Here is a 26,669-nt window from a genome sequence, read left to right as displayed (position 1 = left end):
TTCTGGACAACTTGAAGCCTGGTAAGGGCGGCGAAGTCCAGTTAACTGATGCCATTGACAAGCTGAACGAAACCCAGCGTGTGTTTGCCCACGAATTTACCGGCGACCGTTACGACGTAGGTAACAAGTTTGGCTTCGTCCAGACGACCATTGAGTACGGTCTGACACATCCTGAGGTGAAGGACAAGTTGCGTCCATACCTGGAAGAACTCATTAAACGTCTTAACGCTGATAGCTAACTCACTGTAGCTTTGTGTTAGCCCACAGGTTAAACAAGCACAGATGGCGCCGGGTTTACAGTGTAGATAATCTCAGTGAGGTGGTTTGCTATGAAAGAGAATATTGACACATTCATGAACTTCCTAGAGTCTGTGTACAACGAATGTCATACACATCTTCTTGAGCAGGGTACTAAGCGTGATCAAGTTATTGCGTTTTACATAGTCCTGCTCTCCTTTGTGATTACCTCGGGAGCTGTACTACGTAACACTATCCATGCACACAGCCTTCTAATTATTTATGTGGGGCTGTTTGTTATTGGTGTGATTTGTAATCTAGTATTGGCTGACTTGCGCAGTTGGCACCGCCAGTACTTGGATTCTATTCGTATCATCAACTGGGCCTTTGCACACCGCTCGGAATTCAGTGATACTTTGAAGTTAAAAGCAACCTTAGAATCGATGACGGAGTATAAGGGCAAACAAACAACTTTGTGGCCGTGGAGCACCACTGACAACATGGTGTTCACGGCTTTTGCTATACTCACGACTGTACCCGTTATCTTTGGGCTGGCAGGAATTAGCAGCCTTGCAGTCTGGCTGCGGGTGGCCATTTATATTGTCGTCTTGGGTGTGGACATGGTCTGCGTGTTCCGTTATCTTAACTTTAAAATTGAGCAGGGATTGGGATATAAGACGTGGATACTTAACTTTGATTACTATTCTCCGGAGACCGTGGACGTTTTTGCTAACCGCTATATGGATATTAAGGTGCACGATGATATTCCGACTGTGTACCAAAAGACAGGTGGCGTTGTTACCGTCCCGACACAAAATGGTCGTGTCGTGATGATTCGAATTCAACGTGCGGATGGTCATGAACATTGGGAGTTGCCACGTGGCTATATGGAAACCGACGACGCCGACCATGTGGCCGCAGCGCGACGTGAGTTGTGCGAGGAGCTGAATGTACGTGACGGTGATGTGGTAAGTGTTGAGGACCTCGGTTTAATTAGTAGCGACAGTGGGCTAATTGTTGGGGACATACACGTGGTTGCGGTTGAAGTTGGGTCGGACTGGAGTGCCGAGTTGCAGAGTGACGAAGGAATTGTGGCGGTTCAGTTGTTTGACTTGGCGGAGGTGGATCGGATGGTGCGTGATAGTGTGATTATCGATGCGTTGACGATTGGGGCGATTGGGAAAGTTAGGGCGCGGCGGTAGGAATCTATCGAAACACGGTTTGTTGTTTGTGGCGTAGTCTGTGACAAGCTGGATGTGTCTTCATATACTTAGATTTCTAAAGCCGTTCGGATAGACTTACTTACGAGGGACATTACACAAACTCCTATTCTCTGTTCTGCGGTCGGGACAGTGAGCGAGCAGAACGTGTAATATCCTTTTTGTTCGTTTACATATAAGAACGGTACGGAAAGGTAGCTGCTAGGAAATTGGCTATCAACTCCAAATAGCGTAGCCCCTTAAAGTTCTACTACTACAGATGCTATACTACATCTGTATCAATAAAGGGTTGGGAATATTGGAGGGTCAAATGGTGAAGGATGAACTCCGTGCCTTAGTAATTGAAATACTTGAAAGTAAGTCACATGTAACTATCAACGAACTTGCCCAAAAGACATACACAAGTGAGTCGACTATTCGGCGAGCGTTGAAGGAAATGGAATCAGCTGGCGACCTGGTGAGGACCCGTGGTGGCGCATCATTGGTACGAGAAGATTCACTTGAGAAGGGTATGCATTATCGTTATGGCTCACACATCCTTGAGAAGCGGCGCATTGCCATAGCTGCAGAGAAACTAATAGAGGATGGTCAGAGAATCATGATTGATTCTAGTAGTACAGCCTTAATTTTTGCTGAGCAAATTCGACGTCATAAGTATATGGACATATTAACCAATGGACTACGGACAGCAGTCGAGTTGTCTGAAATCATGGACCATACTACAAACTTATATTGTGCCTGTGGTCATATTCATACCGAGGCGTCCGGCGTTTATGGCGGCTCGACAACAGCGTACATAGAACAACACCAAGCCGACTTGGCCTTTATATCTGGCCGTGGATTGGATTCCAGGATTGGTATATCTGACTCTCGTGACGAGGAAGCAGATATCAAGAAGGCCATGATGAAAGCTTCAGATTGCGTAGTGGTGCTGATTGACTCTTCTAAGTTTGAAAAAACAAATTTTTTTGCTAGTCTGGGTTTCGATCAGATTGATGTGCTAGTGACCGACAAGAAGTTACCGCAAGACATAGCAGAAAAACTGGAACAATTCGATGTTCATCTGATTGTCGCGGATTCGTAGTGTTTTCAAAAAAACTGAAAGGTTAGTCAACCATAAATGACAGAATGCCAACCTTTGAGCAAATCAATAAAAGCGCTTCCTTTCGTGCTATTATGCGCATATAGAAAGGGGTGCTTTTTTAATGACACTTGTAAATCTGAATGAAATATTGAAGTCGGCTCAGGCCGGGCACTACGCAGTTGGCGCATTTAATGTTACCAATCTGGAGATGGTTGACTCAATTGTGAACGCCGCTGAATCACAACACGCGCCAGTGGTTGTACAGTATGCAGAGGGAGACGATGAGCGTATAACAATTGAGAAGGTTGGCTACTATGCTACTGAAATCGCTCGTCAAGCATCGGTTCCAGTGGTGGTTCATCTCGACCATGGCCATAGTTTCTCAGCATGTATGCGAGCAATTCGCTGTGGGTACAGTTCAGTTATGTTTGATGGTTCTGAATTACCCTACGATGAAAACCTTGAAACTTCAAAGGAGGTTGTAAAGGTTGCGCACGAGGTCGGAGTATCCGTGGAGGTTGAATTAGGCAGAATGATTCGTAGCAACGGGAGACCGCTGACGAATCCTGATATTACGGAACTAATGACAAATCCAGATATTGCGGGTGAGTTTAGTAAAAAAACCAATGCAGATGCGCTTGCAGTATCATTTGGAACTGTCCATGGTGTATACAAAACCGTGCCAAAATTAAACTTTGATCGTTTGAAAGCCCTCAGAGAAAATATCAAACAGCCCTTGGTTGTACATGGTGGCTCTGGACTAAAGACGGAAGAGTATCAACAAATGGCCCAGATGGGTATTACAAAGATAAACTTTTACTCTGACATGGCTAATCGTGTTGCGCGCCACATTGTTTCTGACTTAGTCCAAAAAGGTGAAGATATTTATATCCAGGATTGGACAGATTTGCAACTTAAGTATGTAACAGATGATTTAGCACAGAAGATTCGGGTGTTTGGCAGTGCGAATATGGCAAACATAAGTTGACAGGGAGAGGGATGATCTAGGATGACAAAGTACGATATTGTTGGGGCAACCGGTTGTACCACTGGCATCGCCCATACGTACATGGCTAAGAAAGCTTTGGAGGAGGCTGCGCAAAAGAAGGGCCTTACGTACAAGTTTGAGGCCCACGGCCGTATGGGTGTTGAGAATGAATTAACTCCAGAGGAAATCAAGGATGCTGGCGCCGTAGTTGTTGCGTCCGATAAGGATGTTGATAGTCAACGGTTTGCAGGTAAGCCGATGGTTGACGTTCCCGTTGCACATGCAATTAAGGATCCAGACGCACTGATTACACAAGCCTTGTCCGCAAAACCGTCTTCTCCTTCGCAACAGGTTGACTACGGATCAGGTGAGAATGTTTCTGACTACATTTCAGCTCCTAAGTCAGGTAAGGGACTAGGATTTACGTTGTATCGAGCTTTAATGAACGGTGTCTCCAATATGCTACCTTTTGTTGTTGGGGGTGGTGTGTTAATCGCGTTATCACTGCTATGGGGTATCAACTCAGCAGATCCTAAGAGTGACCAATATAATCAAATTGCGTTTTATATGCATAGCGTTGGGACGACTGCTTTCAGCATGATGGTGCCAATGCTGGCAGGTGGCATTGCTAAGAGCATTTCTAGCCCCGCCTTTGTTGGTGGATTGGTAGGAGGTCTAATTGCAACCGCTGGCGGAACTGGTTTCCTTGGCGGCATTGTAGCTGGATTTGCCGCTGGATATATTTTCTTGGGATTGACTAAGGCGCTAACCGTGTTACCCAATAATTTCAACGGAATTAAGGCAATTTTCTTACTTCCTGTGCTTGGTAACCTAATTACAGGATTCTTGATTTATTGGATCGCATCACCAATGAAGTTTGTCAATGAAGGCATGGTTAGTTTTCTCGAAGGTTTCCAGGACTCGAGCCCTATTGTTTTGGGAATTATTATGGGATGCATGTGTGCTTTTGACATGGGTGGTCCCGTCAACAAGGCTGCATCGTTGGTGGCCTTAGCTTTGTTAGCAAAAGGCAATTACTTCTTTATTGCAGGTTTTTCGGCAGCATGTATTGCGCCACCGTTAATTACTGGGATTGCTACCACGGTATTCCACAAGTATTATACTGTTGGTGAACGAAATGCAGGTTTGGTTAATTACCTGCTTGGCTCGACTCATATTACCGAGGGGGCTATTCCATTTGTTGTTGAAGATCCATTACGAAATATGCCAATTATGATGCTGGGGTCTTCGATTGCAGCTTCAATGACCTATCTTTTTAGGGTGCAAGTACCCGCACCTGCCGGGGCCTTCCTAGTACTTCCAATTGTGGTCCACCCGTTCTTGTGGTTGTTGGCAATTTTTACGGGTGCGATTATTGGTGGATTGCTGTTGGGTTACGCTCGAAAAAGAAAGGTGTTAGCGGGTAAGAAAGAAATACCTGGACTATCGGTTGCAAAATAATGATTCCACAGGAGATGATAAAGTGACCGAAGAATATTTTCCGATGGACCTAGAGGATGTTTATTTTACTGAAGTTTCAAACCAGATAGAACTTTTCAGATACTTGGCAGAAGTTGGTCGGAAAAAGTTATACTTGGAAGATGCAGAAGACGTTGTCGAGGCATTTATCCGACGTGAGCGGGAGGCCTCTACTGGAATGTTTGATGGCATCGCTATTCCGCATGCAATCTCGGATCACATTTCTACAGCTAGGATTATGGTAGCCAAAAACACGAAGCAAATTCCTTGGGAAACCTTTGACGGACAGGACGTTTCATTCGCGATTGCGTTTCTAATTCCAGCTAAAGGCGAGCAAGAACATTTAAAGTTGTTGTCTGAAGTTGCACAGAAGCTCGTTGATGATGATAACAGAAAAACATTGCTAGGCCTTAATCGTGCTAATGATATTTATCAATGGTTAAAGGCGTAGATGATTATGTGCGCAAATTAATAGCATCATAAATATTGGCGACCATCCCAATGAAGGGAGGCCGCCAATATTTTTACTATACGAGCTGAAAGACTCCACGTTTATCTGTTGATTAATGGATTGTCTGCTGAGCTATGCTCTAGCACTATAAAATCTAGCAGTAGTTTTGATACTTAAACATTGCGCTTACTAGTGATACTCAATCCGAATACCGCCAGCAATGTAGTTAAAGCACCCAGAATTGTGACCAATACGCCTGGTTCGTCACTGTCACCAGTCTGCGGGTATTCCCGGGTGTCCTTATGCTGAGCGTTACCCATGTTGGTATTAGTCGAACTAGATGCATCGGCTTTAGCAGTTTCCTGTTGCGTTAACCTTGCTACGGTCGGCATGGTGACCACATCTCCTGACCCAAGCGTGACGTTCTCACCTTCAGTTAGCAGCGTCTGCTCACCAGTATCCTTCGCGGTGGCCGCCGGCGCTACAGTCTGCTTGGTATTATCATAGTACTCACTCGCTTCAACCGACACGCCATCACCCATGCTAGTCTTCGTGATGGCCGGATTCCACGCAACTTTGTCTAGGTCCGCCGCGGTAATTGACGTGGCGTCGACCCTGAACTTGAAGGCTGCAAAGTCGTCAAAGCTGATGCTGTCGTCGACACTCCAGGCCTTCTGGGCGAAGGCGCGGAATGGTGCGGCAAAGTCGCGCGCGACCTCGTCCTCTGTTTGGGCGTCGTAGTTATCACTCCAGATGGAAATGGCCGAACCCAGAAATTGGTCGGTGAGCTTGGTGTGGTCGATGGTCTGGGTAAACGACTTGCCATCAATCTTACCGTCACCCTGGACGCCGGCAAAGACACCGTTGTCCCAGCCGTTGTAAATCTTGTCCGCTTTGGGGTACGTGTAACCGGCGTTCTCACCCAGAACGTAGTAGAGGTAGCCGTCGTCGTAGTTGACGATCTTGTGGCCCTCATCAATGATTGTTTGCAGCGTTGGCATCGGGGTACGGCAGTGGGTCCAGTACTTCACAGCCATGTCTTTGTTGAGGCCCACCAGGGACGAATCGTCAGACCGGTAAATGCGGTCGTGGAAAATCATTGTCGCGTACCCTTTGCTTTGCACGTACTCGTCCATCGTGTTGAGGAAATCGTAGAATGCCTCGACACCATTGGCCTGGTCTCCGTACTTGGCGACCGCGGAGTTATACAGCTTAGGGAACGAGCGTTTCATGGTCGCGGTTGAGAAGTCGTTTTGCAGGAATTCATCGCCGCCAATGTTGAAGTAGGGGCTCGAGTCACCAAAAACGGCTGCGAATTCGTCGATGAGGGACTTCATGAAATCGACGGCATCCGGATTGGTGACGTCCAGGTAATTGGCAAAGGCGGGGATGGAACTCTTGTCCACCAGCTTAAATTCCGGGTGGGACTTGAGCACCTGCCCCAGATGTCCCGGCATGTCGAGCTCGGGCGTCACGGTGATGAAGTTCAACTTTGCGTACGCGACGATTTCTTTGACCTCATCCTGGGTGAGGTATTCGGGTGACATGATCTCGGGGTGTACTTTTGATTCCAGCATGAACCCTTTGATGTCGGAAAAATGCATGGTCAAGTCGTTGGCCTTGGACGCGGCCATCTCATCAATGAGGTCCAAGAACCACTGCTTGGAGTAGTACTTGCGGCCGCAATCCACGGAGACCTCACGCAACCCGACCTCGGGTGCGTCGGTAATGATGCCTTCCGGGAGTGCCTGTCCCGACTGCACCATCTGGGATAGTGTCGTGAGGGCGTAAAAGGCACCCTGCGCCGTGCGGGCGTTGATGGCCATGCTGTCGGTGGCGATTTTGATGGTATAGCCTTCGTCGTTTTGAACGTTCTGATCCGCCGCGTTTAGTTGGATGATGCCGTCCAGGCCAGTGGCAGCGGTGGTGAGCACTTGGAGCTCGTTGCCCGTGGCGGCTTTGTACGTGGCCGCAAACTTGTTGACCTGATAGCCCAGCGGGGAGTCCTCGGCGAGCCCGGCGGCAGCGATGTAGTGGTAATTGTGCCAGTTGATGGCCTGGTTGCTGGTGGCCTCGTAATCCTTGACGTTGGTCACCGCGACTTGATGGGTGTCGCCAAAGTCGTCGCCGGGCTGGACGTCGGGGACTGTGGTTGGTGTCGTCGCGGTGGCTACGGATGCGGTGGGCGTGCTTGTGGATACGATTTTGTCAGCGGGTGCGGGATCCGTGGCGGGCGTCGTTGCTACGTTTGTCGCCGCCTCCTCGTTGGTGGCCGGCTGCTCCGTTTGGTCGGCCGCCGTTACGGTTGTGTCCTGGACCGAGTCAGCGCTTGGTGACGGGTTAGCTGTCCCGTTTGGTGTGGCTGGGGCAACTTTGCCTGTGTCCGGTGCGGTGGTGGATATGTTTGATGGATCATCCGACGATTGTGTTTGCGTCGCCGTTTGCGGGGATGTAGTGGCTGCCGCGTGTGCTGTGTGGTTGGTGGACAGTCCCAGAGATACCCCAGTTAATATTACGGTGCTGAATAGTAGATCGCGCCATTTGCCCTCAATCATGTTAAAACCTAACCTTTCGTTTTGTGTGCAGTAGCATACCTAAAAGTGACGTCAATATGATGTAACGGTAGGTCGGACGAGTTGCTGCAGTTCCTGTGCAAAACTGGGTGGGCCAAAGTGGATTTAAGTGATTGCTAGTGTAACTGGATGATGCCTAACTGTTATTTAACTAGATGTGTGGGCGGTCCTCCTTTCACGAATTGGTCTACACCAGTCGAGTGGATTATAGCAGGATATGGGGATGATGTAAACGCTTTCTGATATGTGCCGATTGATTTTTTTGAAAGATTGAATTGCGATTAAATGTGTTATTAATCTTTATAATTGGAAGTTATAAAACGCGGCTTTTCCACTTTGTTTGTGGCTGGTTTTCTGGAGCTTGCCAGTGATTGCCCTCTATATACAAGCGCTGGTCTGGAGAGTATTCTTTTGGTGACAGGATTTTATGGGGACGGTTTAGATCGCTACTTTGCCTTTGCATTTTGTATTTATATTAAGGAAGGTCGGTTATTTATGACTACAGTATTAACGTACGGGACATTTGATTTACTCCACTGGGGACACATCCACTTGCTTGAGCGCGCCGCCGAGCTGGGTGATCGGCTGATTGTTGGGCTCTTGACTGACGAGTTTAACGCGCAGAAGCACAAAGAAGCCTACAATTCGTACGAACATAGAAAGTACATTCTGGAGGCCGTTCGTTATGTGGACGAGGTCATTCTGGAGCGTAGTTGGGAACAGAAGATTGGGGATGTGCAGGCGAATAACATCGACATCTTTGTCATGGGGTCCGACTGGGAGGGGCAGTTCGACTTTTTGCGTGAGTACTGCAAAGTGGTGTATTTACCGCGGACGAATGGGGTTTCTACTTCGGAGATTAAGAGCGATTTGAAGGGGTGAAGGCTGGACATTAGTTGATTTTTGGGAAGAATAAACTGCAATTTAGATTGGCTTTGCCCGAATCTGAACCGATGTGCTGTAGCGAAATCTCTTGTATAGGCTGTTAAAAGTACGGAGAGCCGCGGAGATTTATGGACCGTATTTATACACGATATTCTATCCAAATGTAAGGTATAATTTGGGCAGGTTAGAGTAAAGTCATGAAAATTGGGTAATGCTACAACTGCCGATGTTGATCTGACGGGATTTGTTTACTGTGCTCTCCGCGCATGCGGAGGTGATCCTGGACTTGAGGTCCTTGTACACGGTCGTTGGATGCTGTTCTCCACCAACGCGGATGTAATTGGAAGTTTATTAAATACCGAACCCACCTGTTCTATCGTTTTGCTTAACCATGAGCGTTCTTTTTATCCATTAGCAGACTCTTCCTTGCGCATCATCGGGCACGCCATCAATATTCCCCATCAGGCTCTCCGCAAAGGAGGGTCTTTTTTTTCGCTCCTAGGAAGCTCGTTGCCATTCTTTTCCGCCTACCGGAAAAATCTCGTTCTTTGTAAGCGAATACATACGGGGCATAATATAGTTGTCCGCTAGGGATGGATAGGCCTATCTAATGTGTGAGGGAGGAGATTTTGTGAACAAGAATATTCAGCAAATGCTTAATATACTCCTGCAACAAGACAATTACCTAACGGCGTCACAGCTAGCTAGCATGCTTAACGTTACCGAGCGAAGTGTTCGTAACTATGTCCGTACGCTTAACCAAACGGGAACCCAGGAACCATTGATAGTATCTTCGCCTGAGGGATACAAACTTCAGCGTGAGATTTACAACCAGAGCGTCAAATCACGGCTGTTCGATCAAGGTGACCTGGAGCAGTTATACAAAATTGCTTTGATATTGATACAGCAGAGAGATTACATGACCTTTGATGAATTGGCGACACGTCTCAATTACTCGGTCGAAAGCATCCGTAGTCGTGTGCAACTTCTGTTTGCCCGTATTGACGAGATGGATATTCAGGTACAGCTAGATTCCCAAATATTTGTGGGCATCCGGATTGTCGGTAATGAGGCACAAAAACGACTGTTGCTAGAACAATTCTTACCAATTAGCAGCATCACCAAGGATAACCCGTCGCAATCAATTACCGGTGTGCTGGGGATTGTTGCTACTAACGAGCGGGTCAGTACGATTTTGACAGTGATGGACAAAACCTTTGCTGAACAAAGCGTGTCAATGGACTTCGTGGTCTACGCAAAGATTGCCTGCCATTTAGTAATCTGTCAGTGGCGCTGTGAGCAAGGATGGTGTTTGGATAACACCACAGAAGATAATGGTAGCCGTGATTACCCCGAGAATACGCTTGCGCAAGAACTGTTGTCTGGACTACTACCGAACGATGTGTTAAAGGGTGAAATTAGTAGTCTTGCCAATTACCTAATCGCGTTACCCATTAGTATCCGTTCAACGGTCACCCCAAAAATGGATGCGAATCAGCGGTCGGCGATTGATTCCGTGCTTAAAATGGCTGAGCGTAATTACTCAGTGCCACTGTATAGTGACGAACACTACCGTGCACAGATTACCAACCACATCACTCGATTGATCAATCCCTTGACTGAACGGATTCCTATCTTTAATCCGTATACCCACGAAACTAAGCGCGAATATCTCTTTGCATATTCAATTGCTTGCTACCTCTATGACAACCTGGAGGGGCAGTTCAATGTTGTCATTCCCGATTCAGAGATTGCGTACCTCGCAATCCATATTCAGCTCGTGCTTAACGAGGAGACCAAGACGACGATATCAGCGTGCTTAGTATTTAATGGCAAAGCTGCGGAGGCAGAGTTGTTCCGTTATAAGTTACAAAATTATTTTCCGGAAATTAGAATTAATCAGGTTGAATCTAACGTTAAGCGAATAGCGCTTGAACAATATCAATTAGTGATGGTTTGCGGAGTGGATGGCGGAGATTTGCCTGAATGGAAGACAGTCGCGGTTGATCGTGGTCTGACTCCCACTGATGTAAATCGTATCCAAGTATTTGTCGATACGTTTGGGACACACTCGTTAATCGAGTCGCTGGATTTTTACCACATTAACCAAGCTACAAGTACCGATGTTATTCGTGAGTTAGTAGTCAAAGCGGGGTATGGGAACCTGTTGCCGTATTTGCTCAAGCGCGAAGCTATGTCATCGACAGATATTGGTAATTTGGTTGCGTTGCCTCACCCATTCTTGAAGGGTTCCGAGGGGACTGCGAAGGTGATTGTCGGCATTAACGACAAGCCAATTCGCTGGGGGCACCAAACCGTACAACTAGTCATTATTTATATCCCGGCAGCGGATCTTAAAACTAACAAAACTTTTTTTGACGAAGTTTATGCCCGAACCAGTAGTCCTGAGTTGGTGCACCGATTGATCCACGCCCAGGACAAGACGTCATTTATACAGATATGGAATAAGAGAGGAAGAATTTAAAATGCTATATAACATGGTTGATTTGTTGAACGTTGCCTACAAGAACCACTTTGCTGTTGGTTCCTACAACGTTGCTAACAGTGAATTTGTGGAGGCTATTATTGCTGCAGCAGAGGCCAAGAACTCGCCTGCTATCATTCAGATTCACCCTAACGAAATTGGGTTGGTTGGTGAAAACTTTGTTGCGTACGTTCGGCAGGCAGTTGCGCTTGCTAAAGTACCAATGGCCATCCACGTGGATCACGGCGCAACTTTGCAGGACTGCATGATTGGGATTCATAACGGCTATAACTCCGCCATGATTGACGCCTCCGCTTTGCCTTGGGACGAAAACGTTGCTGTGACCAAAAAAGTGGTTGAGGCCGCGCATGGAGCTGGCGTTGCGGTTGAAGCTGAGTTGGGCACGATTGGCTCCAACGAATTGAGCACTGAGGGCACTGGCGTCAACAAAATTTTGTACACGAAACCCGAAGACGCTAAAAAGTTTGTTGAACTAACTGGTGTGGATTCGCTAGCAGTGGCAATTGGGACGCGGCACGGTCACTACTCTCACGTTGATAAGCCCGAGCTGCGGATTGATTTACTCGAGCAGATTCACGAAGCTGTAGACATTCCTCTGGTTTTGCACGGTGGTTCTGATAATAAAGACGAGGAGATTAGGAAGACATATCAGCATGGCGTTGCCAAAATCAATCTTTCAACAGACATGAAGACGGCCTTCTTCAAGCAGTTACGCCAGAACTTGATTGATAACCCGGATGCATACGAGCCTGACCAAATGATGCCATCCGCACGGGCAGCGGCCCAGGTTGTGGTTGAGGGCAAGATGGACTTGTTCAACTCGACGGATAAGGCCGAGCTGTACTAAGTAGATGTAGATCACTTGGGAGGTGAATCGACATGCGAATTGATGAGTTAATTGATGTGCGTAACATCGACACTGATATTACCCCGATGAGCAAAGAGGACGCGATAGCACGGATGGTTGCGTTGCTGGCCCAAAACGGCTTTGTCAGTGATGCGGACGTGTATGAAAAGGCAATTTATCATCGTGAATCGGAGATTTCAACGGCTGTGGGGTATGGGGTTGCAATTCCCCACGCGAAAACAGCGGCCGTTAAAAAGGCCACCATTGCAATTTTGCGTAACCTGGGTGGAATCCAGTGGGGCGACGAGCGCGTTAATCTCGTGTTTATGATTGCTGCGAGCGATGCTGACTCCGACGAGCATTTACGCATGCTGTCGAAGATTTCGACATTCTTGATGGACGAGGTGTTTAGGGCAAAGCTGTTAACTGCCCCGGATGCTAAGACGATTTATGATGAATTATTGAAGGAGGACGCGGCTAAGGATCAGGCCGGTGATAGTACCAAAGCTCAAAGTGAGAACGGCAAATACCTTGTGGGCATTAGTGCCTGTATGACTGGGATTGCTCACACTTACATGGCCGCTGAGGCGTTAACGAACGAAGCCAAGAGTCGGGGGATGCGGGTCAAGATTCAGACTAATGGGTCAACCGGCGTAGAAAATCGACTCACGCCAACAGATATTGAGCAAGCAGACGCAATTATTGTTGCGCATGACGTGAAGGTGGACACATCGGTATTTGGCGATAGGCCGTACTTGGACGTTGCAGTAAAAAAGGCGATTGACCAGCCGGCGCCTTTACTTGACCGGGCTTTGGCTCAGGGTAGTACGGTAACTGGATTAGGTGACGGTGCCCATAAAGCACATAAAAATAATTTGGAAACGGCGATGGGTAAAAGCAACGTAGAAGACGAAGAACTATCTCCAGCGGGAAAGTTTGGTCGGGCGTTCTACACCCACATTATGAGCGGTGTTTCGTACATGATTCCGTTCGTTGTGGTCGGCGGGATTTTTATCGCCATTTCGTTTATGTTTGGAATCTACGCTTCCGATCCGAAGAACGACCAGTACAACATTATTGCAGCCTTCTTCAATGAAATTGGTGGCAACGCAGCGTTCAAACTGTACGTGCCAGTACTAGCCGGATTTATCTCATGGAGTATTGCCGACAAAGCTGGGTTGGCACCAGGTATGATTGGCGGGATGATGGCCGTTAATGGCGGCTCAGGATTTTTGGGCGGCATGGTCGCTGGGTTTCTTGCGGGTTACGTAACGCGAGTCATTGTCCGCGCAACGCGTAAGGTACCACACTCATATCAAGGATTGATTTCGGTATTGGTGGTTCCGTTACTAGCGACTTTGGTAGTGGGTTTCGTCATGTTCTTCTTGCTCAATACGCCGATGTCTAAGCTGATAGATTTCCTGACCAATTGGCTGAAATCAATGAACGGCGCGAACGCCGCGTTGATGGGTGCAATTTTGGCGGGGATGATGGCGTCCGACATGGGTGGTCCAATCAACAAGACGGCCTCCGCGTTTGGACTGGCAATGTTTGCCTCCAAGATTTACGGACCGTCCGCCGCGCTAATGGTCGGTGGTATGGTTCCACCGCTGGGTGTGGCGTTGGCAACGTTACTGTTCAAGAAGAAGTTTACTAACCAGGAACGTGAAGCCGGTAAGGCCAACTGGGTATTGGGTGCAAGCTTTATTACTGAAGGCGCAATTCCGTTTGCGGCAGGAGACCCACTGAGGGTCATTCCGGCCAACATTATCGGTGGTGCTATTGGCGGTGCACTATGTATGGCAGCGGGCATCACTTTGCAGGCTCCTCATGGCGGTATCTTCGTCATCCCAATCGCCTGCAGCAACCCAATTTTGTACACTGGTTGTATCCTGTTGGGCACGGTGATTACCGCGATGATACTTGGATTTACTAAACGTACACTCACACCGGAAGAGATGAACCGGCGAATGAGTGGCGGGATTATCTAGGATAGCTAGGGAGACGCTCGTAAGAGGGCGTCTTTTTTGATGAAGTCGTTATCCGGGAGACGACGTAGGAGAAAAAGGGGTTGATAGGCAACCGGCCTATCAACCCCCCCAAAAAAATCGAATCCTTTTTTGGCATCGAGAACTCTATGGTAATTTTCAACACAGTTAGCCATCGAATAACTACAATAATCTTCGAAATAGTAATATTTGTTGAATACTATCAATGCTTATTAGCGTTATCATTCTTCAACCCCAAAACAATCTCAGTAATAGCATTGAACACATCCCGATTATTAACGATGGCAACAGCCAGCTGTTCACGTGCTCTCGTCATGTTAACGTAACTTTCGTGATCAGTAAAATAATACTCCGTACTATTCTTGATGATTTTTCCGTCCTTTGAATACTTGACGGAGCCGTCTAAATATGTCACGACGTTGTCTGCTTCATCACCAATAATTTCGTGCGTATTCTTGCTAACATCGCTAAGTTTTACGAATTGGTCAGCACTAGAAGTTCCGTGACTATCTGGTGTTAGTGTCAAGAAAATGTATCCACTATCAATCAATTTTCTAATCCACGGAATGGCACTATCCGCATCGGCGAAGTATTTAATTTGAACCACCTCTCGTATCTTTTTGCTGGTTACGTCAGCCTTTGGTCTTTCATTCAAGTCAAAAACGTTTCTGACAAAACCGGTAATATACTTATTAGCACGGAATGAATTTTCAAGCGAATATAACTCACCTAAATTGTCGGACACATAGCCATTTGCCAGCGATTCAACGATGCCGCCACTATCCTTCCTGCCCAAACGTTGCTCTACATCAAAAAATATTCCAATGGTTTTACGCCCAGCATTGTTGTGAGCCCATTGATTAATGAATATTCTGAGTATTCCGTTTATTCGCTGAGCCTCATCAACTAGAACGACGTCGTAATCATCCAAATTAGTGGAGGTAGCATCTTTTCCTGAAACAAAGTCTGTTTCAGGGAAGTGCTCCTTAAGCTTGCTATGAATTTCTCTGGTGTAACCTGGAAAAATAAAGAGAATTTTTCTTCTCTGATAAAACCGTCGAATGAAATCAAACGCAATCAGTGTTTTTCCGGTGCCAGCTTGACCTTTAACCGATACAATTCCCGGCGAAGCCAGACGATCTGAAATTATTTGCTGCTTATTTGATAACCAGTACTCTCCCGCAACAAATTCGTCTATTTGCTTTGTGGGAGAAATTAGATAATCCTTTGGTGTCAAAAGCTCTACTTGGTTAACAATTGGCTTGGATAGTTTTTCTTTTTGATCTTCGTATTTTAGAAGCAATTTAGCGAAATCGTCGATGGAAAATGGAGATAGGTGGCCGTTTATTTCGCGAAGAACCTTATTTTTGTCTGCACAATATACTAAATTAATAACATTGGAAGAACACAATCTGAGTAATCTTTTTTGCTTTTCAAATTTCATTAAGATCCTATCAGCCTTTTTAATTCCGTCTTCGTCCTTAAGATCGATATTTATTATTGTTTCACGCCCAAAATACAATATGTCAAAGTCTGGAACAACCTTTAAGTCGGTATCTAGGTAAAAATCAAATATATCGCGTTCGGGTGGTAGTAGCTTAATAATTTCTTTGCCCAACAGGACAAAATCATGCTGTTCCCTAGGTTTACTCTGCATTGTATGGTACTTTAGTGCATTGCTTATGACGTTATCGTTAAAGCTGGAAACAAACTCTCGTAATGAAAAACCTGTACTCATTATTTTATCCTCACGTATACGATACGGGGTTTATCTGTAATTCCTTTAGATATTAAGGAAAAGACTTTTCCGTAATCTGCAATTTTTATACATATAATCTAATTTATGCACATGCAGTTATTGCTAAGTAAATTTTGTAATTTTTCCATAATGATTCACTTTTTTAAGAAGTAGACCATTAGTCCCAAAATGAGAATAAGTGTTAATGTGACTTCCCAATAGACAACGGCGAGCCCAACAAGCAGAAAAACGAGCACCATTCCCCATCCCCAAACGTGGGTTGAACTACTACTTGCCGAAGTAATCGACCGGTGTGGACTGTTTTTGCTAAAAAGCTTTCGAGGATCAACTGTTGTTCGACTGTATATCTGATTATATATTTTCCGTTTTGGATGAAGCCAGCCCATACCGCGTTTGCCATAACCAGGAATGATGGCGCGCTTAAAGCTTCGTGTCGCTCGTCCTTTGGTCATCGCGGAAAAGGATCCTTTGAAACTGCGACGACGAATGCCCACTTTAACCATAATGATCCTCCTTAATCAGCATAGACCCATATGTAATAAAAGAAGATTTCAGCAAATTCAGCATTGTATTCAACAACTGCTTAGTTTTTGAAACCTTCTTTTTTTGATTATTTAGTTAATTAGCGGAGTGACTTACGGTAACCAGCATTAATAGCATCTTGTTCACTATTAAAGTAAACGGCGTTAGCGCCACTAATGTGGTAAGTCGCTTGGCCAGGGACGTGATAAATATGTGACCTAGCATCACCAATTATTTGTTGGCCCGTTGCGACTGTGCCGTTATTGTTGTTGGCAGCTGCGGACGCAGCCGCATCGGAAGATGCAGCCTGGCGTGAGGTGCTTTCGGCATAGGCACGTGCAGCAGACGAACTTGCTGCGGCAGACGATTCCGAGGCGGCTACTGCTCGGCTTGATGACTCAGCTGCGGCACGGCTGGAAGAAGCCGCAATGCTTGATGATTCTGCTGCTTTTCTAGATGATTCCGAAGCTGATTTCTTCGATGCCTTTTTGGCAGCTAATCGTCGTGAGGAACGTTTAGCCGCGCTGATGGATTCGGACTTCTTTTTGGCGGCTTTTTTCTTTGATGCTGCTATTGCCGATTTACTCTTTTTTGTAGTCTGTGTAGTTTGCTGTGCGTTTGTTGGATCCTTTTCTCCGGCGATTCCAACAGCAATGAAAAGCGCAAACGATACTGCGAGCATAATAAATGCGTATTTCTTAGGACGTTTATACCTAAAAACGCGGTAGAACATAGCTAGCATAGTGACAAATGCCGCTAGCCAAAGAATCACTAAAAATGTGGACATAAAGATACTCTCCCTAAATTATTTTTACTAATAGTGACCGTAGTTGTATAAGTAACAAAGGCCGGTTCCCCCCAGATAGGACTATTAATAAACACATAAGGACAGTTTACTATTTAATTAGTTAAATATCAGTATAAATATTAACATTTGGATAAAGTGTCTAATTAATTCGTGTACACAAACTGGTTTTACGAATCACCCAACAAATTTCACTTGGAATAATAGTGAAATCAGACACGCTTCTTAGGGGTAGTCCCCTCCACCGCCCTCACCCCATCCCCCACAACCACCTCATAATCCACGGCCCCAACACCCAGAATCCGCCGATCCCAGTCCGCAGCGATGCCGAGGCACAGCATATGGCGTGCCGCAATACTTTCACTCTGGTCGTCACCGCCGTCAATCCTCATCACCAGCCGCTCCAGGTGCACCGCGAGTCGTCCCACAAAGTCGACTGCCCGCTGATCCGCAAGCTGTCGGAAGATAGCCTGCTTGGCGTCCAGTTCGTACCCGACGAGGTCGAATATATCCTCCCAACGCAGGTAGTCGAAGTTTTGGTCGATTGCCGCACTCAGCACGTCCTCCACGACCCACTCCGCGACGGCGTACTTGTCTTCAAAGTACTCGTAGAATGTCTGCCGCCGCATTTTCGCCATCCGCATAATGGAGCTGACTGCCGTTCGGTCAAAGCCGTCGCGCACTAGTACCTTGGTGAACGAGACGGCAATTTTTTTGCGCGTAATGTAAGTCATTGCGGCCTCCTATTGCTGCAGCCAGCTCGGCGTTTGCACCGGCGCCTGCAGGAGTGGTAGCCATGCCGCATTCGCGAGACGGAGCAGGGACAGCGACAGCCCGTGCATCCCGTTGGCACTCAAAAAATTGCCGGCTTTGACAAAGTCGACCTGTACGTCTCCCAGCGTCAGCAGTTGTCGGACGTCGTTTGCGAAGACCAGGGTCTCCATCGTGGTTGTGCCCCCCAAAGAGTTCACCAGGACGGCAAAGTGGTCGCCGGCCTGCCAGTGAAAATTAATCTGCAGTTTGTCTACCAACTCGTTGGCCAGCAGTTCCGATGAACGAAACGTCTCCTCATGGTATCCGGGTTCGCCGTGGATTCCTACACCGTACGAAATGGTGTCCTCTGGGAGGGTAAACGACGGATTTTCATGGCCGGGGATGTAAGCACCGCTGGATGAGAATCCAATCGTTTTCAACTCCGGTAGTAGCTGGTCCGCCAGGGTTTGCAATTCGGTCACGGACGCGCCCTGGGCCGCGGCTGCGCCGACCACTTTGTGCACCAAAATGGTGCCGGCGACTCCCCGCCGTCGTTGCTGGTGGTCCGCCCCGGTGACCGATACGTCATCACGGACGATTGCCGTTCCGATATTCCACCCGTCTTGGCGTAGTTCCTCGGCTGCCGCCGTGAACTCCTTCACGTCCTGGACGAAATTCTTTACGATAAGGAACGCCCGCCGCTGATGGGTGGCCGCGCGGATAACCTGGACGATTTCCGTCGCAGTCGGGGGCATGAAGAAGTCGCCCATGATGGCACCCGTCAGCATACCTTTGCCCACGTATCCCCAGTGCGCTGGGTCGTGGCCACTACCGCCGCCGCTGAAAATTGGCACCGTCGTATCGGCAAAGGTGTTGTCGATAAAGCCATGCGTACCGGGCACAGCCGTCAGCGTGGGGTAGGCCCATGTGATGCCATCACGCATTTCCGTTAGCGCACGGATCGAATCGTTTAATATTTGCATACGCGTGTCCTCCGCCAATTAGATACTCAAATTATACAGCAAGCCGTACAGATGCCCGAAAGCGGACACATTTACAATCTTGTCCGTCGTTATGTATCCGCTTACAATATATAATATAGGACGTAGAGGTATAACAAGCAAAGGAGACGACATCGATGAAAAAGATTATTAACGATCCCGCCAACGTGGTGGATGAGATGCTGGATGGGCTGGTGCGCGGCTACCCGCAGTACGTTGAGCGCATCGAGGGCACTGGCGCCATCGTGCGGAGCGACAAGGTGTCCATGCAAGGTAAAGTCGGTTTAGTCAGTGGCGGCGGTAGCGGTCACGAGCCCGCACACCCTGGCTACGTGGGCAAGGGGATGCTGAGCGGTGCGGTGGCCGGCCAGGTGTTTACCTCGCCCACACCGGACCAGATTTACGCAGCCATTAAGGCCGTTAACACCGGTAACGGGGTATTCCTGATCGTGAAGAATTACTCCGGTGACGTAATGAACTTCGACATGGCCAAGGACATGGCGGAACTGGACGACATTCCGGTAAAGTCAATCGTGGTCGATGACGATATCGCCGTGAAGGACAGCCTGTACACGCAGGGACGCCGTGGTGTGGCTGGCACCGTCCTGATGCACAAAGTGCTGGGTGCTGCGGCCGACCAGGGGGCGAGCCTGGACGAGATTGAGGCGTTGGCCCAGAAAGTCTTGCCGAACATTAAGACCATCGCTGTTGCACTATCGGCCGCAACGGTGCCTGAAGTAGGCAAACCCGGCTTTGAACTGGCGGACGACGAGATCGAATACGGCGTTGGGATTCACAGTGAGCCTGGTTATCGGCGGGAAAAGTTGCAGTCGTCGCACGACTTGGTGACGGAGCTAGTCGGTAAGCTGGATGATGAGCAACACCTGTCGCCCGACAAACAGTACGGTGTGTTGGTCAACGGCATGGGTGCAACGCCGCTGATGGAGCAGTACATCTTTACTCACGACCTGTTGAATAACTTGGCTGACCGCAACATCAAGCCGGTGTTCACCAAAGTGGGCAACTACATGACGTCCATCGACATGGCGGGGATTTCCCTGACCATCTTTGAACTCGCTGACCCACAATGGCTTGATTATCTGAACTACCCCGTTGAAACGATTGCCTGGTAAAGGAGGCCCCAACATGACAGAACTAACGGTAAACGTAGCACAACAGTGGTTGGACGGCTTTGCGGCCGCCATCGCTGAGCACAAGGACTACCTGAGCGAGCTGGACACCCCCATCGGTGACGGGGACCACGGTAGCAACATGGCGCGGGGCCTCGCCGCGGTGCAGGAAGCCGTGGATGGCAAGGAGTTTGCCAACCTGAAGGACCTGTTCAAGTCCGTGGCAATGGCGCTGATTAGCAAAGTTGGTGGTGCATCCGGCCCCCTGTACGGCACGGCCTTCCTGGAGATGGCCAAGCTGGGTGACACGGATAGCGACCTGGGTGACTTACTCGCGGCGGCTTTGGCCGGCATCGAGAAGCGCGGCGGGGCTACGCCTGGCGACAAGACGATGGTCGACGTGTGGACGCCGGTTGTCCAGGCCGTCCAGGCTGGTGGCTTGAAGCAAAGTGACGTCGACGCCGCGGTCAACTCCACGGAAGCCATGGTGGCACGTAAAGGGCGGGCGTCATACCTGGGCGAACGGTCCGTGGGCCACCTGGATCCCGGTAGCATGTCGAGCGGCTACCTGTTCACAGCGTTGATTAACACGGGGGTGTTCGCATGAGTTATGGAATTGTTGTTGCCTCCCACGTGGAGGACATTGCCCGCGGGGTCGCGAACCTCGCGCAACAGGCCGCTAAGGACGTCCCCATCACCTTTGCCGGGGGAACGGACGATGGTGGTATCGGTAGCAGCATGACCAAAATTAGTGCGGCGATTGATGCCAACGGTGCCGACGAACTGCTCGCTTTTTACGACCTGGGTAGTGCCAAGATGAACCTCGACATGGCCGTGGAGTTGGCGGACAAGCCCGTGCACGTGTACGATGTGGCCCTAGTTGAGGGGGCATACAGCGCCGCAACGTTAGCTGGCGCAGGTTTGGACCTGGCTGGAATCGAGGCCCAATTAGCGCCGTTGAAGATTAAGTAGGGAGGTGTCGATAATGAGTGGATTTATGGGTGAGTTTCTGGGCACGCTGGTGCTGATTGTCTTTGGTGTCGGCAGTGGCGCGGCCACTAACCTGAAGGGTAATTACGCCCGCAACCAAAACTGGACCTTCATTGCGTTGGCGTGGGGTTTGGCCGTAACTTTTGGTGTGTACGTGGCCGGGCAGTTCGGTTCGCAGGGACACTTGAATCCGGCCGTGACCATCGGCTTTGCGGCCTTTGGCTTCTTCCCGTGGTCGCAGGTGGGTGGCTACCTGCTGGGACAGTTTCTGGGGGCGTTTCTCGGCGCCGTCATTGTGATGATTCAGTACTATCCACACTTCAAAGGTGCGCGTGGCGGTGCAGCCGATGGCAATTCCGTGGGCATCTTTGCGACCGGGCCCGCCATTAAGAACCCGATATTTAACTACCTGAGCGAAACCATCGCGACGTTCTTCTTCGTCTTTGTGTTGTTGAACCTGGGTAACTTTACTACCGGGTTGAAGCCGCTGATTGTTGGCCTACTGATTGTCGTCGTTGGCCAGACACTCGGTGGGACGACCGGATTTGCGATTAATCCAGCGCGTGACTTTGCCCCACGCCTGGCGTACGCAATTCTGCCGGTGCCGAATAAGGGTAGCGCCAACTGGAGCTACGCGTGGGTGCCGATTCTCGGACCGCTGAGTGGTGGGCTAATAGCCGCGGCGGTTGAGGCATTACTGAAATAATGATTTGATTAATGAGGCTGCGGATTCGCAGCCTTTTTGAGTGGATTGGCTGTTGTAGATTACTTAAAGTGTAATTATAGATGGTTCTAACGAATCTGGTGATAGTAAAAGCATAGCTGAATAGTTGATTGCATAGCTACTGGCTATAAAGTATAGCTGAAGTACTGATTGGGCAGTTGATAGGGGAATAATTATAGCCGAATCGGTGATTATATAGTTAAAGTCCCTATCTAATAGCCAGCATTTGAGGTACATAGCTGAGCAGCCAATTGTATAGCTGTTGGCGATAAAGTATAGCTGAAATGCTGATTTAATAGTTGGTAGCTATAAAGCATAGCAAGGTTAGTGATTGACACGTTATATACATGACACATAGCTGAGAGCCATAGCGTTGAGTATTTGGCGGCCAATGAGTCGATCGTTTAACATGACTGAATGGTTACGGGAAAAGGCACTGTACCGTGCACGCGAGCGTAAGGTGCGGATGAACATTATGGTGCCGGTATCACTACGAGACGAGGCCCGGAAGCAGGGTATCAACGGGAGCAAAGTGGCGACCGAAGCTCTAGCGCAGTTGCTGGGTCAGTCACTGATTAAATTTGTCTTCTTGGCGAACTTATTAGCTGGTAATCACAGCTAATAAGTCCGCTTTTTTGATGTGGTGTGTTGAACAGTACCGGGTTGTGGCCGGGCGCAACGCAAAAAGCGTGGACCGCTGCGGCCCACGCTTTGTTACGTCTGTATATTTATGCCCGTACAATATTTCTAGTCGCCTCAATAATCCGCGCGGCGACCTCCGGATTGTCCATGGTGTATAGGTGGATACCGTCCACACCGTGGGCCAGGAGGTCGACAATTTGGTCGATGGCGTAGGCGATACCCGCGTCCCGGAGCGCCTCCGGTTTATCGGCAAACCGGTTGATCAGGGCCTGTAACTTTTCTGGAATCGTCACGCCGGCCATCATGTGGGCCGCCTGCTTGGCCGTCATCAGGGGCATAATCCCGGCCTCAATGGGCACCGTAATCCCGGCAAAACGGCAGCGCTCCTGGAAGTGGTAAAACTCCTGGTTGTCGTAAAACAACTGTGTGATCAGTTCGCTGGTGCCCGCATCCACTTTGCGTTTCAGGTTCTGGATGTCCGCCAACGAATCGGCTGACTCCGGGTGCCCCTCGGGGTAGCAGGCCCCAATCACGTTGAAATCACCCCGCGTGTGGATGTAGCTCACCAGGTCGCTCGCGAACGGAAAGTCGTTGCTGGTACGGCCCGTCGCGGGGATATCCCCGCGCAGCGCCAGGATGTTCTGGATGCCCGCATTTTGTAAATCGTTCAACAAACCGTCCACGTCCCCACGACTGAGCTTAGCTGCGGGCAGGTGCACGACGGGCTCAATACCGTACTTATCGCGAATCAGCGTGGCGATGGCAATGGTGCTATCCTTCGCCGCCAGCCCCGCGTTGCGAAAGGTTACCGAGACAAAGTCAGGTTGGACGCGCTGCAATACCTCCAGGGTGTCACAGACTTTTTGCGTTGCGTTTGGCGCGGTGAGGTCTCGTGGTGGGAAGACTTCAAAGGAGAAGACGGGCTGATCACGGGTGAATAGTTGGCTAGTTTTCATGGCCTTCCAGTTCCTTTCGTACTTGCTTGGCGGCTTTGACCAAGTTAATCAGACTCGCCTTTGTTTCGGGTTCCTCGCGGGTCTTCAAACCACAGTCGGGGTTAATCCAAACGTGGCTGGCCGGAATCTTGGCCAGAATTCGGTGGATAACGTCCACAATTTCCTGCTCGGACGGGATGCGGGGTGAGTGAATGTCGTAAACGCCGGGACCAACGTGGGTTTCAAAGTGATGTTCCTTGAGTACGTCTAGCAGCGTCAGGTCGGCCCGGCTGGCTTCAAAGGAGATGACGTCCGCGTCCAGGTCGTCGATAGCCTGAATGATATCGCCGAATTCGCTGTAGCACATGTGCGTGTGGATTTGTGTGGTTGGTTGTACCTTGCTGGCGACAAGCCGGAATGCGGGTACGGCCCAATCGAGGTACCGGCTAAACCAGTCTTGTTTGCGTAGCGGCAGTTTTTCACGCAGTGCGGCCTCGTCAATCTGAATAATCTTGATGCCGTTCCGTTCAAGGTCGAGCACCTCGTCTTGCAGGGCGAGGGCAATCTGCTTGGTTGATATTTCCCGGGAAATATCCTCGCGTGGGAACGACCAGTTGAGGATGGTTACGGGACCCGTCAGCATTCCCTTCATGATGTGGTCCGTCTGACTTTGGGCAAAGACGGATTCCTTAACCGTAATCGGCTCGCGGCGAGACACGTCACCCCAGATAATGGGTGGCTTCACACCGCGTGTACCGTATGATTGTACCCAACCGTTCTCGGTGAAGCGGAACCCGTCCAGATGCTCACCAAAGTATTCAACCATGTCGTTCCGTTCAAATTCACCGTGGACCAACACATCCAGCCCGATATCTTCCTGGAACTTAATCCACCGCTTCGTTTCCTCGTTATTGAAGGCATCGTACTGCGCCCGGGTAATCTCCCCACGGCGGAGCTGGGCGCGATTCTTACGCACAGCCGGCGACTGGGGGAAGCTACCGATGGTGGTGGTGGGCAGTTCAGGGAGGTTAAATTCGGCCTTCTGAATCGCCAACCGCTCCTTGCGTGCAGGTAGGCGCGTGTAGTCAGCGTCGGTCAAAGCGGCAATCTTGGCGTTGAGGCTGGCGTTTTCTTCGTAACGTGGTTGTGTGAAGAGGTCGGCGTTGCGCTGGAGCAGGTCGCCTTGCTCACCGTTACTACGAATCGTATCCAGTTCGTGTAGCTCGGTGAGTTTCTCGGCTGCGAAGGCGAGGTATTACTTTTCCTGTTCCGGTAACTTGGTCTCATTAGCCAGCGTGTACGGCACGTGTAGTAGCGAACAGGATGTGGTCAGCACTACCGGAGCCGTCGTGTTGCTTGTGGCTTGGCCCAATACCTTGAGCGTATCGGTGTAGTTTGCCTTCCAAATATTTTTACCGTTGATGACCCCGGCGAATAGCGTCTTGTCATCCGGGAAGGGGTGCTCGCGGAGCACGTCCAGGTTGGTCGCACCTTCAACCAAATCAAGTCCGATGCCGTCAAAGTCGAGGGCGTACAGCGTGGTGGCAGAGTCCCGGACATCACCAAAGTAGGTTTGCAACAAGACTTTTAGGTTGCCTTTGCCTGCGAGAATCCCCTGGTACAGGTCGGTAAAGATGGCCCGGTCGGCGTCCGTTTGGTCGTAAACGAGTGCGGGCTCGTCGATTTGCACCCACTGTGCGCCCAGATCGTTCAGCCGTCCCAGAATTTCGCGGTACGCGTTGGTGAGGCTAGTAACAAAGTCGGCTGGCCGCCGTCCGTCCACGAAGCGCGCGAGGCGGAGCAGTGTGTATGGGCCAACCAGCGTCGGACGGGTAGTGATACCGAGCGCCTGTGCTTCTTTGAACTCATCGAAGAGCTTATTACCGACTAGCTGTACGTTAGTGTCCTGGTCGAACTCAGGCACCAAGTAGTGGTAGTTAGTATTGAACCACTTCTTCATGGGCAGGGCCTTCACGTCGCCAGCCGCCCCTTGGTAACCGCGGGCGAGAGCAAAATATTCGTCTAACGGACTTAGCCCCAGCTCCCGGTACCGCTGTGGGACAATGTTGAGCAGAAAGGCGGTGTCCAGGGTTGTGTCAAAGAAGGAGAAGTCGCCGCTAGGAATCTGATCGATGCCCGCATCCTGGATGGCCCGCCAGTTTTGTTGGCGTAGGGTGGCCGCGGTGGCGTTAAGCTCGTCGGCGGTGATTTGGTGCTTGAAGTACTTCTGCGTTGCAAACTTTAATTCGCGGTGCTCGCCGATGCGTGGGAAGCCGATAATTGTTGTGGTCATATTGATTCCTCCAAAGAATGTTAGTGTGAATGATGGGGACGATGGGTGCAAAAAAAGCCGCCCTGGACAGCACAAAGAATGTGCAATTCAAGGGCGACAACGCGCGGTACCACCTTGTTTCGTCAGCGCCTCGCAGCGTTGACCTCAACTGGTTGCGGACACTCTGTGCCGACAACCCGCCGCGATAATGGGCGGACCCAGGCTAACTTTGCTTGCGCTCAGCCAGCCAACTACGTGCATGGACCATCTTCGGACGCGCCACGTTACGACCTTTGCACCACCGGTCGTTCGCTGTGTACGCGGGTATGCGTCCTACTCATCCTGCCATCACTTTTTATGTTGGCCCTAGCTTAGAGCGTTGGCGGGCGGGTGTCAACTTGGCACCGGTGATATTGAAATCGTTTTCGTGGCTTTGTGCAGTGCTGAATGAGGAATAATTCTCCGCGGAAATGTTAGGCGATTGAGTACGTACCCGGACACTTGTTATGGAGAAAATGATGTGCATAAACGCCGTGAGAACAGCCTTTATCGGCCAATCATATTGGTGCTAATTGACGACTGGCAAGCGGCTTGCAGTCAGATAATTGGTTGAGTTGTGGGCTATTAATCAGTCTGTTGTATAGGCGTGGCCTATAGCCGGTGATAGAAAAGTAAAATGTCCTGCGAGGATAATTGAGGCCTGAAGTACAGGTAGGAAACACGGTTGTGGGTACGGCTGAGATTGCTAAAAACATTTGCAGTTAATGGTCGCTCAAATTAAACACATCTAGTTATTAAGGCCTAATCGTTGTGTGCGTATTCAGCCTCCAAGTAGAATAAAAACAAGGGCCGCCAGT

At 49.3% G+C, this 26,669-nt stretch carries 21 protein-coding genes and 2 pseudogenes; 15 read left to right on the top strand and 8 right to left on the bottom strand.

Features of this window, described 5'->3' with window-relative positions:
* The 6 genes and pseudogenes from LPA02S_RS04095 to LPA02S_RS04070 form a co-directional block, all read left to right on the top strand.
* Window positions 1-239, top strand: a pseudogene (locus tag LPA02S_RS04095) (UTP--glucose-1-phosphate uridylyltransferase); the annotation flags it as partial.
* A 90-nt stretch (window positions 240-329) separates the two neighbouring features.
* Entirely contained in the window at window positions 330-1,439 is a 1,110-nt protein-coding gene (locus LPA02S_RS04090; RefSeq protein ID WP_054650385.1) for an NUDIX hydrolase, read from the top strand.
* A gap of 328 nt (window positions 1,440-1,767) precedes the next feature.
* Window positions 1,768-2,541, top strand: coding sequence for a DeoR/GlpR family DNA-binding transcription regulator (locus LPA02S_RS04085; RefSeq protein ID WP_056956142.1), 774 nt, complete (start codon window positions 1,768-1,770; stop codon window positions 2,539-2,541).
* 121 nt (window positions 2,542-2,662) lie between these two features.
* Window positions 2,663-3,529, top strand: coding sequence for a class II fructose-bisphosphate aldolase (locus tag LPA02S_RS04080; RefSeq protein ID WP_056956141.1), 867 nt, complete (start codon window positions 2,663-2,665; stop codon window positions 3,527-3,529).
* A 21-nt stretch (window positions 3,530-3,550) separates the two neighbouring features.
* Complete coding sequence (locus LPA02S_RS04075) at window positions 3,551-4,990, top strand: PTS fructose transporter subunit IIC (protein WP_056956140.1); 1,440 nt, start codon at window positions 3,551-3,553, stop codon at window positions 4,988-4,990.
* Window positions 4,991-5,012: 22 nt separating this feature from the next.
* Window positions 5,013-5,459 (top strand): PTS sugar transporter subunit IIA, encoded by a 447-nt coding sequence (locus LPA02S_RS04070; protein WP_054650393.1) that lies wholly within the window; start codon window positions 5,013-5,015, stop codon window positions 5,457-5,459.
* Window positions 5,460-5,632: 173 nt separating this feature from the next.
* Here the strand turns inward: LPA02S_RS04070 and LPA02S_RS04065 are convergent, their stop codons facing one another.
* Complete coding sequence (locus LPA02S_RS04065; protein WP_054650395.1) at window positions 5,633-8,014, bottom strand: family 20 glycosylhydrolase; 2,382 nt, start codon at window positions 8,012-8,014, stop codon at window positions 5,633-5,635.
* Between the two features lie 513 nt (window positions 8,015-8,527).
* Here LPA02S_RS04065 and tagD point away from each other — a divergent pair.
* The 4 genes from tagD to LPA02S_RS04045 all read left to right on the top strand — a co-directional run bounded on the left by tagD (window position 8,528) and on the right by LPA02S_RS04045 (window position 14,261).
* Complete coding sequence (tagD, locus tag LPA02S_RS04060; protein WP_054650416.1) at window positions 8,528-8,914, top strand: glycerol-3-phosphate cytidylyltransferase; 387 nt, start codon at window positions 8,528-8,530, stop codon at window positions 8,912-8,914.
* A gap of 634 nt (window positions 8,915-9,548) precedes the next feature.
* Entirely contained in the window at window positions 9,549-11,402 is a 1,854-nt protein-coding gene (locus tag LPA02S_RS04055) for a BglG family transcription antiterminator (RefSeq protein WP_056956139.1), read from the top strand.
* Between the two features lies 1 nt (window position 11,403).
* Window positions 11,404-12,270 (top strand): ketose-bisphosphate aldolase, encoded by an 867-nt coding sequence (locus LPA02S_RS04050; RefSeq protein ID WP_056956138.1) that lies wholly within the window; start codon window positions 11,404-11,406, stop codon window positions 12,268-12,270.
* A 32-nt stretch (window positions 12,271-12,302) separates the two neighbouring features.
* A complete protein-coding gene (locus LPA02S_RS04045) occupies window positions 12,303-14,261 on the top strand; it encodes a PTS fructose transporter subunit IIABC (protein ID WP_056956137.1) in 1,959 nt (652 codons plus the stop codon).
* 220 nt (window positions 14,262-14,481) lie between these two features.
* On the opposite strand, the gene LPA02S_RS04040 is transcribed toward LPA02S_RS04045, so the two are convergent.
* The 5 genes from LPA02S_RS04040 to dhaQ form a co-directional block, all read right to left on the bottom strand.
* Window positions 14,482-16,017 carry a DNA/RNA helicase domain-containing protein gene (locus tag LPA02S_RS04040; RefSeq protein ID WP_056956136.1) on the bottom strand — a complete coding sequence of 512 codons (1,536 nt, stop codon included), beginning with the start codon at window positions 16,015-16,017 and terminating at the stop codon, window positions 14,482-14,484.
* A 155-nt stretch (window positions 16,018-16,172) separates the two neighbouring features.
* Window positions 16,173-16,541: a hypothetical protein gene (locus LPA02S_RS04035; RefSeq protein WP_056956135.1), complete on the bottom strand. Its 369-nt coding sequence runs from the start codon at window positions 16,539-16,541 to the stop codon at window positions 16,173-16,175.
* Window positions 16,542-16,660: 119 nt separating this feature from the next.
* A complete protein-coding gene (locus tag LPA02S_RS04030) occupies window positions 16,661-17,347 on the bottom strand; it encodes a sunset domain-containing protein (RefSeq protein WP_061777617.1) in 687 nt (228 codons plus the stop codon).
* Window positions 17,348-17,577: 230 nt separating this feature from the next.
* A complete protein-coding gene (locus tag LPA02S_RS04025; RefSeq protein WP_056956133.1) occupies window positions 17,578-18,099 on the bottom strand; it encodes a TetR family transcriptional regulator in 522 nt (173 codons plus the stop codon).
* Window positions 18,100-18,108: 9 nt separating this feature from the next.
* On the bottom strand, window positions 18,109-19,101 hold the full coding sequence (gene dhaQ / locus LPA02S_RS04020) for a DhaKLM operon coactivator DhaQ (RefSeq protein ID WP_056956132.1): 993 nt from the start codon (window positions 19,099-19,101) through the stop codon (window positions 18,109-18,111).
* Window positions 19,102-19,256: 155 nt separating this feature from the next.
* On the opposite strand from dhaQ, the gene dhaK reads away from it, so the two are divergent.
* The 5 genes from dhaK (at window position 19,257) to LPA02S_RS03995 (ending at window position 22,585) form a co-directional block, all read left to right on the top strand.
* Complete coding sequence (dhaK, locus tag LPA02S_RS04015; RefSeq protein WP_056956131.1) at window positions 19,257-20,252, top strand: dihydroxyacetone kinase subunit DhaK; 996 nt, start codon at window positions 19,257-19,259, stop codon at window positions 20,250-20,252.
* A gap of 13 nt (window positions 20,253-20,265) precedes the next feature.
* Window positions 20,266-20,856, top strand: coding sequence for a dihydroxyacetone kinase subunit DhaL (gene dhaL / locus LPA02S_RS04010; protein WP_054650408.1), 591 nt, complete (start codon window positions 20,266-20,268; stop codon window positions 20,854-20,856).
* A complete protein-coding gene (dhaM, locus tag LPA02S_RS04005) occupies window positions 20,853-21,221 on the top strand; it encodes a dihydroxyacetone kinase phosphoryl donor subunit DhaM (protein WP_054650410.1) in 369 nt (122 codons plus the stop codon). The genes dhaL and dhaM overlap by 4 nt, the downstream gene beginning before the upstream one ends.
* Before the next feature lie 13 nt (window positions 21,222-21,234).
* Window positions 21,235-21,945 (top strand): MIP/aquaporin family protein, encoded by a 711-nt coding sequence (locus LPA02S_RS04000; RefSeq protein WP_054650412.1) that lies wholly within the window; start codon window positions 21,235-21,237, stop codon window positions 21,943-21,945.
* Between the two features lie 427 nt (window positions 21,946-22,372).
* Window positions 22,373-22,585 carry a hypothetical protein gene (locus tag LPA02S_RS03995; protein ID WP_054650414.1) on the top strand — a complete coding sequence of 71 codons (213 nt, stop codon included), beginning with the start codon at window positions 22,373-22,375 and terminating at the stop codon, window positions 22,583-22,585.
* Window positions 22,586-22,691: 106 nt separating this feature from the next.
* Here the strand turns inward: LPA02S_RS03995 and metF are convergent, their stop codons facing one another.
* The gene (gene metF, locus LPA02S_RS03990; protein WP_056956130.1) at window positions 22,692-23,561 is read right to left on the bottom strand and encodes a methylenetetrahydrofolate reductase [NAD(P)H]; all 870 of its coding nucleotides are present in this window, start codon (window positions 23,559-23,561) and stop codon (window positions 22,692-22,694) included.
* Window positions 23,551-25,833, bottom strand: a pseudogene (gene metE, locus LPA02S_RS03985) (5-methyltetrahydropteroyltriglutamate--homocysteine S-methyltransferase). The gene metF and the pseudogene metE overlap by 11 nt, the downstream one beginning before the upstream one ends.
* Window positions 25,834-26,669 lie beyond the last annotated feature (836 nt).

This window comes from Lacticaseibacillus pantheris DSM 15945 = JCM 12539 = NBRC 106106 (assembly GCF_001591865.1).
GTDB classification, from domain to species: domain Bacteria; phylum Bacillota; class Bacilli; order Lactobacillales; family Lactobacillaceae; genus Lacticaseibacillus; species Lacticaseibacillus pantheris.
Note: the sequence above shows the minus strand (reverse complement) of the source record. Positions and strands in the feature narration are given on the sequence as shown.

Excerpts from the sequence above, each read along its gene's own strand:
- LPA02S_RS04075 (WP_056956140.1), top strand. The coding sequence starts at position 3,551 with ATGACAAAGTACGATATTGTTGGGGCAACCGGTTGTACCACTGGCATC.
- LPA02S_RS04045 (WP_056956137.1), top strand. The coding sequence starts at position 12,303 with ATGCGAATTGATGAGTTAATTGATGTGCGTAACATCGACACTGATATT.
- LPA02S_RS04025 (WP_056956133.1), bottom strand. The coding sequence starts at position 18,099 with ATGACTTACATTACGCGCAAAAAAATTGCCGTCTCGTTCACCAAGGTA.
- LPA02S_RS04035 (WP_056956135.1), bottom strand. The coding sequence starts at position 16,541 with ATGGTTAAAGTGGGCATTCGTCGTCGCAGTTTCAAAGGATCCTTTTCC.
- LPA02S_RS04040 (WP_056956136.1), bottom strand. The coding sequence starts at position 16,017 with ATGAGTACAGGTTTTTCATTACGAGAGTTTGTTTCCAGCTTTAACGAT.
- tagD (WP_054650416.1), top strand. The coding sequence starts at position 8,528 with ATGACTACAGTATTAACGTACGGGACATTTGATTTACTCCACTGGGGA.
- dhaK (WP_056956131.1), top strand. The coding sequence starts at position 19,257 with ATGAAAAAGATTATTAACGATCCCGCCAACGTGGTGGATGAGATGCTG.
- LPA02S_RS04080 (WP_056956141.1), top strand. The coding sequence starts at position 2,663 with ATGACACTTGTAAATCTGAATGAAATATTGAAGTCGGCTCAGGCCGGG.
- LPA02S_RS04000 (WP_054650412.1), top strand. The coding sequence starts at position 21,235 with ATGAGTGGATTTATGGGTGAGTTTCTGGGCACGCTGGTGCTGATTGTC.
- dhaM (WP_054650410.1), top strand. The coding sequence starts at position 20,853 with ATGAGTTATGGAATTGTTGTTGCCTCCCACGTGGAGGACATTGCCCGC.
- dhaL (WP_054650408.1), top strand. The coding sequence starts at position 20,266 with ATGACAGAACTAACGGTAAACGTAGCACAACAGTGGTTGGACGGCTTT.
- LPA02S_RS04085 (WP_056956142.1), top strand. The coding sequence starts at position 1,768 with ATGGTGAAGGATGAACTCCGTGCCTTAGTAATTGAAATACTTGAAAGT.
- LPA02S_RS04065 (WP_054650395.1), bottom strand. The coding sequence starts at position 8,014 with ATGATTGAGGGCAAATGGCGCGATCTACTATTCAGCACCGTAATATTA.
- LPA02S_RS04090 (WP_054650385.1), top strand. The coding sequence starts at position 330 with ATGAAAGAGAATATTGACACATTCATGAACTTCCTAGAGTCTGTGTAC.
- dhaQ (WP_056956132.1), bottom strand. The coding sequence starts at position 19,101 with ATGCAAATATTAAACGATTCGATCCGTGCGCTAACGGAAATGCGTGAT.
- metF (WP_056956130.1), bottom strand. The coding sequence starts at position 23,561 with ATGAAAACTAGCCAACTATTCACCCGTGATCAGCCCGTCTTCTCCTTT.
- LPA02S_RS04050 (WP_056956138.1), top strand. The coding sequence starts at position 11,404 with ATGCTATATAACATGGTTGATTTGTTGAACGTTGCCTACAAGAACCAC.
- LPA02S_RS04030 (WP_061777617.1), bottom strand. The coding sequence starts at position 17,347 with ATGTCCACATTTTTAGTGATTCTTTGGCTAGCGGCATTTGTCACTATG.
- LPA02S_RS03995 (WP_054650414.1), top strand. The coding sequence starts at position 22,373 with ATGACTGAATGGTTACGGGAAAAGGCACTGTACCGTGCACGCGAGCGT.